The following is a 12,322-nucleotide window of genomic DNA, read 5'->3' as shown; positions in this document are numbered from 1 at the left end:
GGGAGCGCGCTCGTCTGTCCGGAAGGAAGCGAGGCGCTACATAGCAGGCAAATCCGACTATCTAGGCGATGGCCAGATTCACCGGAAAATTACCGAAACCATACATGACACTGAGTGCGATCAGGACACGCAGTGCGCGTTCTCAGGCTCTTCCGAACAACCCCTTGAGCCACCCCATAAAGCCCTTCTGCTTGGGTGCAACAGTCACACTGACAGCAGGAATCGAGGGCACGGGAGCCGACGAAGCGGGCCGAACGAGCACCGGCCGCGCGGCCGTGGCCATGGGCACCTTCACCGGAGCGGAGGGCCCTGTGGCTGTGGCCCCCGCGTGGCCCGCGCTCCGTGCCGCGGCTGCCGGGCCAGGCGCCGGCGGCGTCTCTGGTTCGATCTGCGCCAGCCGCGCCTTCACGGCCTCCGGGGTGTCGCGCGTGGTGAAGGTGCTCGTCACCTCGCGGCCCGACGAAGCCTCGCGCGCGGTGACCTTCAGCAGCGACTCGTTGCTGACCTCGAAGGTGACGTTCACCTGCACGGCGCCACGCGGGAGCTTCGGCAGGCCCTCCAGCTTCAGCGTGCCCAGGTACTCGTTGTCCGCGGCCTTGTCGGAGTCGCCCTGAAACACCGTGAGCTCCAGCTCCGTCTGGCCGTCGCGGTGCGTGGCCAGGGTGTAGCTCTTGGTGGACGGCAGCGACGTGTTGCGCTCCATCACCGCCTTGAAGCGGCCACCGGGCAGGCCCACGCCAATGGCCATGGGCAGCACGTCGATGAGCACCACGCCTTCCAACTGCCCCAGGCTGTGCGCCAGCAGCGCCGCGCCCAGCGCCACGGCCTCGTCCGGGTGCACGCCCTTGCTGGGCGGCTTGCCGAAGAACTTCGTGATCTTCTCGTGCACCAGCGGGAAGCGGCTCTGCCCACCGACGAGGATGACCTCGTCGATGTCCTGCGGCGTCACCTTCTTCGCTCGGAGGACCTCCTCGCAGACCTGGAGGGTGCGATCCACCAACCCCTCCGTCAGCTCTACCAGTTTCTGCCGCGAGAGCATGACGTCCAGGTCGCACGGCTTGTTGTCGATCATCGTCACGAACGCGACGTGCACCCGCACCTCCGAGCGCTCCGACAGCGCGCACTTGGCGCGCTCGGCCGCGTCGTTGATGCGCTGCAGGGCCACCCGGTCCCCTTGGAACGCGCGGCCCGTGGTCTTCTGGAACTCGTCCAGGAGGTACGTGACGATGGCGGAGTCGAAGTCGATGCCGCCCAGGAACGTGTCGCCGCCGGTGGAGATGACCTCGTAGACGTTGTCGTTCAGCTCCAGCACCGACGCGTCGAAGGTGCCACCGCCCAGGTCATAGACGAGCACGCGCTGGTTCAGCTTGCGGCCGTAGCCATAGGCCAGCGCCGCCGAGGTGGGCTCGTTGAGGATGCGCTCGATGTACAGGCCCGCCAGCTTCCCGGCCTCGCGCACCGCCTGGCGCTGGTTGTCGTTGTAGTAGGCGGGGACGGTGACGACCGCGCGGGACACCTGATGGCCCAGCTGGTTCTGCGCCACCTCCCGGACCTCCCGGAGGATGAGCGCGGAGATCTGTTGGAGCGTGTAGACGTGCTCGCCCAGCTTCACGCCCGCGTCGCCATTCTCACTGGCGGCGATCTCATAGTGGAAGCGGTCCTTGATCTGCTCCACCACCAGGGACGCGAAGGGCCGGCCCACCAGCCGCTTGGCGCCGTACACCGTCTGGCGCGGATTGGTGAGCATCTGCCCCTTGGCGGGGTGGCCCACCACCAGCTTGCCGCGCGTGTTGACGGCGATGATGGAGGGCACCGTGTTGTGGCCCTCGCGGCTGGGCAGCACGCCCGGCTTGCCGTTGCGGACGTAGGCCGCGCACGAGTTCGTTGTCCCCAGGTCGATGCCGATGACGACACCGGCGCGCTTCGGGTCCTCCGAGCTGAGGTTCAACGCCGCGTTGGAGATCATCTGCGGCGGCGCGGCAGGGGCCTCGGCTGAAGCACTGCCTGGCACGGGGGCCGGCGCGAAGAGCTCGGCGGCGAGGGCGACGGGCGTCTGCTCCGTGGGTGGGACGGTGTAATCCGGCGGCCCTACATTGGGAGGAACCGGGGGAACATCCGACTGGGCGTGGGGCAGGGTGACGACCAGCGAATCCAGGAGCCGCCGGGTGGGCGCATCCGCGTTCAGGAAGCGCAGGCCCATGCCGAGCACGCCCGGGCCGCCCTGACCTGTGACGTAGTGAACGACGGCCGCCGCGTAGATGATGCGTTCCCCGCCCGCCAGCTTGAGATCCAAGGTGACGGCCGTCCCCGGTGGCTTCACCGCGCGTGCGCGCAGATAGATGCCACCCCGGGTCACATTCGGGCCGTACTTCGCCAGGAACTCCTCAGGCGTCGCGAAGGGCAGCTTCACGACGAGCCCGACCGCACCCTGATTCGAATCCGTCAATGCCCGGTTCCTGAGACGAGAGGGGATACTGGGTTGCGATTATCGCCCGAACTCCGAGGGAACGGGCGTCAAAATCAGCGCCCTTCTCCGTTGCGCCGGGGCAGCGTACCTCGTATGGAACCGCACCCGCGGGCTGTGGTGCCCCGCGGGCATCTGCCCACGGGAGCGCTGCTCATGCTCAACCCCGATATCCGGCTCGCCCTCACCTTCGACGACGTCCTCCTGGTCCCGGGCGAGAGCTCGGTCGTCCCCAAGGACGTCGACCTGACGACCCGGCTCACCCGCAATCTCCGTCTCAACATCCCCCTCCTGTCGGCGGCCATGGACACCGTCACGGAGTCCCGGACCGCCATCGCCATGGCCCAGGAGGGCGGGATTGGTGTCATCCACAAGAACATGACGCCCGAGCAGCAGGCGCTCGAGGTCCTCAAGGTCAAGAAGTTCGAAAGCGGCATGGTGGTGGACCCCGTCACCATCGAACCGGAGGCCCCGCTGGGCCGCGCGCTGGAGCTGATGCGCCTTCACGGCGTGTCCGGCATCCCGGTGGTGAAGGGCCAGCGGCTGGTAGGCATCGTCACCAGCCGCGACGTGCGCTTCGAGACCAACTTCACCCAGACGGTGGAGTCGATGATGACGCGCAAGCTCGTCACCGGCCGCGAAGGCATCACGCAGGAAGATGCGCAGAAGCTGCTGCACGAGCACCGCATCGAGAAGCTCCTCGTCGTCAACGAGGCCTTCGAGCTCAAGGGCCTCATCACCATCAAGGACATCGAGAAGCGCCGCACGCACCCCAACGCGGCCAAGGACGGCATGGGCCGCCTGCTGTGCGCCGCCGCCGTGGGTGTGTCCGCGGACCGCGAGGCCCGCGTGGAGGCGCTCATCAAGGCCGGCGTGGACGTCATCGTCGTGGACACCGCGCACGGTCACTCCACCGCGGTGCTGGATGGCGTGCGCGACACCCGGAAGAACTTCCAGGGCTTCGAGCTCATCGCCGGCAACGTCGCCACCGCCGAGGCCACCCGCGCGCTCATCCAGGCGGGCGTGGACGCGGTGAAGGTGGGCATCGGCCCCGGCTCCATCTGCACCACCCGTGTGGTGGCCGGCGTGGGCGTGCCCCAGGTGACGGCCGTGGATGACTGCGTCCGCGAGGCCCAGAAGCACGACGTGCCCGTCATCTCCGACGGCGGCATCAAGTACTCGGGCGACATCGTCAAGGCGCTGGCGGCGGGCGCCAACACGGTGATGGTCGGCTCGCTCTTCGCCGGCACCGAGGAGTCCCCGGGCGACGTCATCCTGTACCAGGGCCGCAGCTACAAGAGCTACCGCGGCATGGGCAGCCTGGGCGCCATGAAGCAGGGCGCCAAGGATCGCTACTTCCAGGCGGACGTGGAGGCCGTGAAGTTGGTGCCCGAGGGCATCGAGGGCCGCGTGCCGTACAAGGGCACCCTGGCGATGAACGTCCACCAGATGCTGGGCGGCATCCGCAGCGGCATGGGCTACGTGGGCTGCCGCACCATCGACGAGCTGCGCACCCAGGCCACCTTCGTCCGCATCACCTCGGCCGGGCTCAAGGAGAGCCACGTGCACGACGTCATCATCACCGAGGAAGCGCCGAACTACCGCGTCGGGTAGTCCGGAGGGCGCCAGGGAGGGCGGTGGCCCGTCCTCCCGCGCCGCGTCCCGAGGCCATGAAAAAGGGCCCGCGCCTCTCGGCGGGGCCCTGGGTGTCCAGCCAGAGACGGCCGGAGCGTCCTTACCGGCCGCGCTTGCGGCCACCACCCGACGCGGGGGCGGACTCATCGGCCGCGGGGGTCGACGGGGCCACGCGCTTCTCCGCGGAGTTCACCTGGTTGAGCAGCGTGTCCTTGTCGTCCGGCTCCAGCGTCTCGATGGCCTGGCGCAGGGTGTTGAAGTCGAGCCGGGCGATGGTCACGGTGTTGCCGCCCTTGATTTCCTGGACGGTGGGCACGCCCACCAGCTCCCGCATGTAGGTCTCGAACTCCACCCGGACGTCGGCCGTCTGCTGGATGCAGTTGTCCTTGGCGTTGACCAGGTGCTGGGTGCCCTCGCGGTAGCTCAGGTCCGGGTTGCGGTTCATCGCATCCTCGAACGTGGCGGTCCGCTTGCGGAGGGAGGAGTACAGCTCGATGTAGTCCACCAGCCGGTCCGTCTCCGGCCGGTTCACATTGCGCGCCTTGATGAGCGCCTCGGTGGAGTCCTCGCAGGTGAGCTTCTCCAGCTCGGCGGCACCCGGCATCTCCTTCGCGGAGAGATTCTGGGTTTCGCGGTCCAGCCGCTCATCCGAGGAGATCTCCTTCACGCATCCGGTGGCGGACAGCAGGAGTAGGGTCGCAGCAGCGGTAGGGGCGGACAGGCGGCGGAGCATCCAGGCCTCGAACAATTGAAGGTACTTGGGCGTTGTATTCCGGAAGTTTGTAGCGATAAGGGCCCCCAGCCGTCAACGACGCCCCTCTTGGAGACTCCCAGGTGGACCTGCACGCCGAAAAAATCCTGATCCTCGATTTCGGGAGCCAGTACACCCAGCTCATCGCCCGGCGCGTCCGCGAGCTGGGCGTCTATTGCGAAATCCACCGCCCGGACCTCCCGGCGGAGGACATCCGCAAGTACGCTCCCCGCGGCATCATCCTCTCTGGCGGCCCGGCGTCCGTGGAGGCCCCGGACTCCCCCCGGTGCGACCCGTTCGTCTTCGAAGCCGGCGTCCCCGTGCTGGGCATCTGCTACGGCCTCCAGCTCACCGCCAAGCTGCTGGGCGGCAAGATTGACCGGAGCGCCCACCGCGAGTTCGGCAACGCGGAGGTGGAGGTGCTGGCCCGCCGCGGCCCCTTCGCCGAGTTCACCCCCGGGGACAGAGTCCAAGTCTGGATGAGCCACGGCGACCGGGTGGAGGCGCTGCCCCCCGGCTTCGAGGCCATTGGCCGCAGCGGCAATTCGCCCTTCGCCGCCACCGCCCACACGACGAAGCCCTGGTTCGGCGTCCAGTTCCACCCGGAGGTGGTCCACACGCCGCAGGGCAAGGCCATGCTGCGCGCCTTCGTCTTCAACGAGTGCAAGGTCAGCGGCTCGTGGACGATGAAGGGCTTCATCGACGAGGCCGTGGGCACCATCCGCCGCCAGGTGGGTGAGCACGGCCGGGTCATCTGCGCGCTGTCGGGCGGCGTGGACAGCTCCGTGGCCGCGCTGCTGCTGCACCGGGCCATTGGCCCCCGGCTGCAGTGCATCTTCGTGGACAACGGGGTGCTGCGGCAGAACGAGCGCGCCCAGGTGGAGGCGCTCTTCGTGGACCGCTTCCACGTCCCGCTGAAGACGGTGGATGCCCGCCAGCGCTTCCTGGACAAGCTGGCCGGGGTGACGGACCCGGAGAAGAAGCGGAAGATCATCGGCCGCGAGTTCATCGCCGTGTTCGAGGAGGCCTCGCGCGACGTGCAGGACGCGGAGTTCCTGGCCCAGGGCACGCTGTACCCGGACGTCATCGAGTCCGTGTCGTACAAGGGCCCCTCCGTCACCATCAAGAGCCACCACAACGTGGGCGGCCTGCCGGAGACGATGAAGCTCAAGCTGGTGGAGCCGCTGCGCGAGCTCTTCAAGGACGAGGTCCGCGCCCTGGGCCGCGAGCTGGGGCTGCCGGATGAGATGGTGTCCCGCCAGCCATTCCCCGGCCCGGGTCTGGCCATCCGCGTCCTGGGTGAAGTCACCGAGCAGCGCCTGGAGCTGGTGCGGCGCGCGGATGCCATCGTCCAGGAGGAGATTCGCAGCGCCGGCCTCTACAAGGAGGTGTGGCAGGCCTTCGCGGTGCTGCTGCCGGTGCAGAGCGTGGGCGTCATGGGCGACGAGCGCACCTACGAGTCCACCTGCGTGCTGCGCGCCGTCACCAGCGTGGACGGCATGACTGCGGACTGGGCCCGGCTGCCGTTCCCCGTGCTGGAGCGCATCTCCACGCGCATCACCAACGAGGTGCGCGGCATCAACCGCGTCGCCTACGACATCTCGTCCAAGCCCCCCGCGACCATCGAATGGGAGTAGGGCGGTAGGGCGTTTGACGCCCTGACGCGAAAGAGGCTGCCCGGTACATGTGCCGGGCAGCCTCTTCGTGTTTCAGGGGCCCTGGCCGACCGCGCCGGGGCCCCCATCTTCGCCCGAAGGCATTACTTCGCCGGGCTGGCCTTCACGGGCGGGACCTTGGTGCTGCCCGGGCGCAGCTCCTCGAGCAGCCGCGTGGCGCCGTAGATCTTCGTCAGCGACTCGATGATGGCCTGGCTGTGGACGCTGACCGAGCGGTTGACGCTCTCGTCGAAGCCGTACTCGCCGCCCAGGGACTGGATGTTGCCGTCGAACACGATGCCGACGATCTCCGCGTCCTTGTTGATGACCGGCGAGCCGGAGTTGCCGCCGATGATGTCGTTGGTGGAGACGAAGTTCATCGGCGTGGTGCCGTCCAGCGCCTTCTCGTTCTTCAGCCAGGACTTCGGCAGCGCGAAGGGCTCCTCACCCGTGGCGTGCTCGAAGGTGCCCGCCATCTGGGTGATGGGGCTGACCTGCTTGCCGTTCTCCGAGTAGCCCTTCACCGCGCCGTAGGACAGGCGCAGGCTGAACGTCGCGTCCGGGTACTGGTTGGTGCCGTAGATCTCGAACTTGGACTTGGCCACCAGCTCGCTGTTCTTGCGGATGATGGACTCGACGTTCTCCTCGTACGTCTTGCGGATGGCGCGCATGTCCGGGTCCACCGCGACGGCCAGCTGAATCATCGGGTCCTTGGACGCCGCGATGGCCGCCTTGCCGCCCTTGTACAGCGCCTGGCGGGCCTTCACGTCACGCAGCTTGGTGCCCTTCACCAGCCGCGCGGCCAGCTTCTCGGGGGACTCCTTGCCCAGCACCTTCTTCACGAAGGGGTGGTCGGAGCCCAGTTCCTCGCGCATCTTGGTGAGGCCGAACGTCAGGCGGGCAATCTCCAGCTCCGGGTAGACGGGAGCCGGGCTGAACAGCTGGGCCTCCAGCGCCGGGACGTTGGCCTGGTTGAACTCACGCAGGCGCTCGCCGTTCGCCTTCGGGAGCTCCTCGGCGCCGCGCACCAGCGTGCGGGCCACCTGGAAGAGAGTGGAGGACAGGCCGCCGCTGTTCTCCATGAACGTCAGGTCCTGACGGATGTTGCGCAGCTGCGCCTGGGCCTTGGCGATCTCATCCCACGCCGCGGCGTACTTCTTCTGCATCTCCGGGTTGGCTTCGACCTTCTTGCGCAGGTCCTGCTCCGCAGCGACCTTCTGCGCGAAGAACGTCTTGTCCAGCAGGGCCTCGTGACGGCCCTTGAGCGCCTTCACCGAGTTCTCCACGCCGAACAGCAGGTTGGTGGAGATGCGGCGCTGCTCGGCGCCACGGCGGCCGAACTCGGTCAGCATGCCGCGCATCTCGGAGAGCGTCATCAGCGTCTTGGGCAGCACCACGTCACGCTGGAACTCCAGCTCCGCGATGGTGAGGCCACGCGAGGTGCGGCCCGGGTGGCCGGAGATGAAGGTCAGCTCGCCTTCCTGAGCGCCCTTGTCGGACCACTTGAAGAAGTTGTTCGTCGTCGCCGGCTTGCCGTCCTCGTAGACGCGCAGGAACGTCACGTCGAGGTCGTAGCGGGGGAACTCGAAGTTGTCCGGGTCGCCGCCGAAGAACGCGATGGCGTGCTCGGGCGCCATCACCAGGCGGACGTCCTGGAAGCGCTTGTACTCGTAGAGGTTGTACTGGCCGCCCTGGTACAGGGTGACGACGTCACAACGCGCCTTGGCGTTGCCGGCGGAGCAGGCCTGCTCCAGCTCGGACATCTTCGCCTTCAGCGTGTCGGCGTACTTCTTACCGGTCAGGCCCTGGGTGGCCTTGTTCAGCGTCTCCGTGACGTCGGTGATCTTGACCAGCTGGTTGATCTCCATCGCCGGACACTGGGTCTCCTCGGCCTGCGCCTTCGCGTAGAAGCCGTTGGCGATGTAGTCCTTCTTCGCCGTGGAGAGCTGGTCGATACAGCCGCGCGCGCAGTGGTGATTCGTCATCACCAGGCCGTTGGCGGACACGAAGCTGGCCGAGCATCCGCCCGCCAGACGCGCCGAGGACAGGCGCACGTTGTCCAGCCACTGCTGGGAAGGCTCGAAGCCGTACTTCTCCTTCACCTTCGCGGAGGGAAAGTTGTTGTAGGTCACATGCCCTCGTCGGCCATCGCGGGAGCCGCGCCGAGGAGGGTGGCAATCACGAACAAACGCTTCATGAAACGGTCCTTTCCAGGGCCATGGGTGTCGCGGTTCTGCGGGAAGCTCCTGGCTGGGTCAAGCCAGTAAAAAGCGGGGAGATTCGCCGGGGAACCCAACATGCAAGCAGGCATCTGATTCCCGCCGCCAGAGGTTGGATTCCGAGGAGAAACCGGCCTTGAACCGGGCCCATTGAGGAACAACGTGACGCGGAGGAAAAAGTCGCATTCGCGTCAGGATTTCCCGTCAACGCGACGTGTCATCCGGCTGCGTTCCACGACTGGGATTCCGCATCCCAGGCCTGGGACGCGGAAGTCCCGACGTCATTCCTTCCGGAGCGCCTGAAGCGGGTCCATCCGCGTCGCCCGCCGGGCCGGAACCCAGCAGGCGAGCAACGCCACGGCCGCGAGCAGTGCCGCCACGGCCCCGAACGTCCACGGATCCCGAGCGCTGACGCCGTGAAGCTGGCTTGCGAGCACCTGGGACAGGGCCAGCGCCGCCCCAAGTCCCACCCCGAGGCCCACGGCCGTCATGCCCGCGCCCTGGCCCAGGACGAGCCGGAGCACGTCCGCGGGCCGGGCACCGAGCGCCATCCGGACGCCCAGCTCCCTCGTGCGCTGGGCGACCCGGAGCGAGATGACCCCATAGAGGCCGTAAGCGGCGAGCAGGACGGCGAGGACAGCAAAACCGCCGAAGAGCCCCAGGACGAGCCTGCGCATCGCCAGGGAGTGCGAGATGACCTGTTCCAGGGTGAGCGCCCGGTAGACGGGCACGGTGCCATCCACGCGGCGGATGGCCTCCTGGATGGCCGGCAGCAGCGTCTCCGGCTGCACCGAGGTGCGCGTGACCAGGACGAGCCCGTCATCGCCCCAGGGCCTGCCATGGGGGACGTGGAACTCGGCGAGCGGTTCGCGCTCCAGTCCCGCCTGGCGGACATCCCCCACGACGCCGACGATGGTGTACGGCGTCGCCCCGATGCGCAGCTGGTGGCCCAGGGCACCTCCTGCCGGAAAGTGCCGGCGGGCCAGGGTTTCGTTGACGATGACAACGCCGGGCTGGTCCGGCGCGGCGTCCAGGGACGTGAAATCGCGCCCCTGGCGCAGGGGGATGCCCATGGCGGCGAAGTAGCCCGGACTGGAGGCGCGGCGCTCGGCGCGAGGTTCGTCGCCGGGCTCTGGCAGAGGAGCTCCTTCGAGCTGATACCGAGCGTTGTTCCAGGCCCGCTGGATGGGGAGCACGGACGTCATACCCGCCGCGGTGACGCCCGGGAGCGCGCGAACCGCCTCCAGCACCGGCTCCAGGAGCCGCCCCGGAAGCTCCGCGTCCAGGGCGCCGTCCTTGAAGAACCGGTCGTCTGGGATGGACAGGTGCAGCGTGAGTACCTGGCCGGGGGCAAGTCCGGTGGAAGTCCCCAGCAGGTGCAGGAAGCCCCGTCCGAGCAGGCCCGCGCCGACGAGCAGCACCAGCGATAGGGCGATCTCCACAACGACCAGCGAGGCCCCCAGGCGACGGCCGAAGCCCGGCACCGTGCTGCCATCGCCCGCGGCGGCGAGCCCACCACGGACGTCCAGCCGGGAGACCTGGAGGGCCGGAAGCAGCCCGAAGGCCAGGCCGCTAACGCTGGTGATTCCGAGGAGGAACAGGAAGGCCGTGCCGTCCAACGCGATGTCCTGACGCCGGGGCAGGCTCTCCGGCGCCAGGGCGAGCAGCGCGTCCAGGCCCCAACGCGCCAGCAATGCGGCCAGCGCGCCGCCCAGAAACGCCAGCAGGAGGCTTTCGGCCAGGAGCTGCTGGACGACCCGGGCCCGGCCAGCGCCCAGGGCCAGGCGAACGGCCAGTTCGCGCCGCCGGGTGCCGGCGCGGGCCAGCAGCAGATTCGCGACGTTCGTACACGCGATGAGGAGCACCAGGGCAACGGCTCCGAGCAAGACCTGGAGCGGAGCCCGCCAGGACTGTGTCTGGCTTTCGTCGAGCGGAATGACCCGGGCGCTCCGGTCCCGGTGGGATTCCGCCTGGGCCGCCGCGGAGTTCGCGGCGACTTGCTTCAGCTGGGCCTCGGCGGAGGCCAGCGAGACGCCTGGCGCCAGGCGGGCCCGGAGGGTCAGCACCGTGGACCGGGTCCGGGCGGCGGCGTCCGGCGGAGCCACCAGGGGCAGCCAGACGTCCGTGGACGCGTCGAAAGACGCGGGCATCACGCCAATGACGGTGTGGGCCAGACCATCCAGGCTCACGGAACGGCCGAGGACGGCCGGGTCAGCGCCGAAACGGGCGCGCCAGAGACGCTCGCCGAGGACCGCGACCGGGGACTGGCCGGGCAGGTCCTCGTCGATTGCGAAAGTCCGGCCCAGCAAAGGCGGCACGCCATGAACCGTGAAGAAGTCAGCCGTTCCGCGAAGAGCCTGGAGGCGTTCAGGCGCATCCTGGGCCTGGAGGGTGACGCCGCCGCCTGTGAACGCCGCCATGTGCTCGAAGGCTGGGCTGTGTTGGCGCCAGGCCCAGAACGTGGGCCAGGACACCGGGCCGCCATAGCCCTGGGGGCGCACCTCGACGAGGCTGACCAGCCGCTCCGGTTCCGCGTACGGCAGCGGCCGGAGGAGGACTCCGTGGACCACGCTGAAGATGACGGCGTTGACGCCAATGCCCAGCGCAAGGCACAGCACGGCGGCCGCGACGAAACCGGGCGAGCGGCGGAAGGTGCGGAGCGCGAAGCGAACATCCGCGGCGATCGAATCGAAGAAGGTCATGGCGGGACGTCGGGGGTGGAGATCCTGCCGGAATCGACTGCAATCGACGGACCGAAACCGGCCCGGACGGCCCAGAAACCAGGGAGGGGGAACGGCCTGAATCGACCCCAGGATTCGTGCTCACTTAGTTTACATAACGCATGTTATCGGACCCTCTTTCGGAGGGAGAGGTCACGTCCTGGACGGTTATCCGCGGGCCCATTGCTACCAACCTACGGCCCGGCTGGCTGCCCGGCACTCGGTGCTTTCCGGCGTCCATCCAGGCGCATACCGTGGCCGCCACATGCGTCTTCTTCGATTCGGACTCGTCGCCGCCACCTGCTGTGGCGCTCTCGTCCTCTCGGGCTGCCCGGACAAGCCGGCCGCCAGCCCGGACTCAGGGGTCGCCGAGGCACCCCAGGTCCCCGCGACGCCGCCGCCGACCCGGTTCTCACTCAGCTACCGGGCGCCGCCCAGCGCCCCCGCCGCGGCACCCGCCAACGACGCAGGCATCGCCGAGGACGCTGGAATCGCCGCCGCGGGCCTCACGGAGATCGCCCCGGCCCCCGATGACGCGACCATCATTGAGCCCACGTCGCTCCTGGAGCTCCGGACGTCCAGCCCGCTCAAGAACTACCGGGTCCGGCTGTTCGACGAAGCCGACCGGGCCATGGTGTCCGATGACGACGTCGAGGAATCCGAAACCGGCCTCGTCTACCGAATCCAGCTGCCGCAGCCGCTCAAGTCCGGATTCAGGTACACCCTGGTCGTGGATGCCCAGACCGGCACCGCGTTCACCGACGGCCTGGGCCGTGACGTCGACGAGTTCCGCCAGGCCCTTCAAGTCGCTGGCGAAAAGGAAAAGCCAGCCCCTCCGCCCAAGCCCGCCGGCAAGAAGAAACGCCGTTGAGCCTGGG

Annotated in this window: 6 protein-coding genes and 1 pseudogene; 3 read left to right on the top strand and 4 right to left on the bottom strand. The window is 68.4% G+C overall.

Features of this window, described 5'->3' with window-relative positions:
* Positions 1-142: 142 nt before the first annotated feature.
* A complete protein-coding gene (locus OZ403_RS19610) occupies positions 143-2,446 on the bottom strand; it encodes a TIGR02266 family protein (protein ID WP_140798517.1) in 2,304 nt (767 codons plus the stop codon).
* Positions 2,447-2,620: 174 nt separating this feature from the next.
* On the opposite strand from OZ403_RS19610, the gene guaB reads away from it, so the two are divergent.
* A complete protein-coding gene (gene guaB / locus OZ403_RS19605; RefSeq protein WP_140791943.1) occupies positions 2,621-4,078 on the top strand; it encodes an IMP dehydrogenase in 1,458 nt (485 codons plus the stop codon).
* 121 nt (positions 4,079-4,199) lie between these two features.
* Here the strand turns inward: guaB and OZ403_RS19600 are convergent, their stop codons facing one another.
* Positions 4,200-4,847: a hypothetical protein gene (locus tag OZ403_RS19600; protein WP_140791942.1), complete on the bottom strand. Its 648-nt coding sequence runs from the start codon at positions 4,845-4,847 to the stop codon at positions 4,200-4,202.
* Between the two features lie 86 nt (positions 4,848-4,933).
* Here OZ403_RS19600 and guaA point away from each other — a divergent pair, with 86 nt between their 5' ends.
* A complete protein-coding gene (gene guaA / locus OZ403_RS19595; RefSeq protein WP_140791940.1) occupies positions 4,934-6,487 on the top strand; it encodes a glutamine-hydrolyzing GMP synthase in 1,554 nt (517 codons plus the stop codon).
* 122 nt (positions 6,488-6,609) lie between these two features.
* Here the strand turns inward: guaA and OZ403_RS19590 are convergent.
* Positions 6,610-8,702: pseudogene (locus OZ403_RS19590) on the bottom strand (S46 family peptidase).
* A gap of 303 nt (positions 8,703-9,005) precedes the next feature.
* Positions 9,006-11,426, bottom strand: coding sequence for an ABC transporter permease (locus OZ403_RS19585; protein WP_268784829.1), 2,421 nt, complete (start codon positions 11,424-11,426; stop codon positions 9,006-9,008).
* 283 nt (positions 11,427-11,709) lie between these two features.
* Between OZ403_RS19585 and OZ403_RS19580 the strand changes: the two genes are divergently transcribed.
* A complete protein-coding gene (locus tag OZ403_RS19580; protein ID WP_268784828.1) occupies positions 11,710-12,315 on the top strand; it encodes a hypothetical protein in 606 nt (201 codons plus the stop codon).
* Positions 12,316-12,322: the final 7 nt, after the last annotated feature.

The organism is Myxococcus sp. NMCA1 (genome assembly GCF_026810205.1).
Classification (GTDB): Bacteria; Myxococcota; Myxococcia; order Myxococcales; family Myxococcaceae; genus Myxococcus; species Myxococcus xanthus_A.
This window is presented reverse-complemented; position numbering and strand designations above follow the sequence as displayed.

What these genes read in the sequence shown, in the direction of transcription:
- guaB (WP_140791943.1), top strand. Translation starts at nt 2,621, where the DNA reads ATGCTCAACCCCGATATCCGGCTCGCCCTCACCTTCGACGACGTCCTC.
- OZ403_RS19585 (WP_268784829.1), bottom strand. Translation starts at nt 11,426, where the DNA reads ATGACCTTCTTCGATTCGATCGCCGCGGATGTTCGCTTCGCGCTCCGC.
- OZ403_RS19580 (WP_268784828.1), top strand. Translation starts at nt 11,710, where the DNA reads ATGCGTCTTCTTCGATTCGGACTCGTCGCCGCCACCTGCTGTGGCGCT.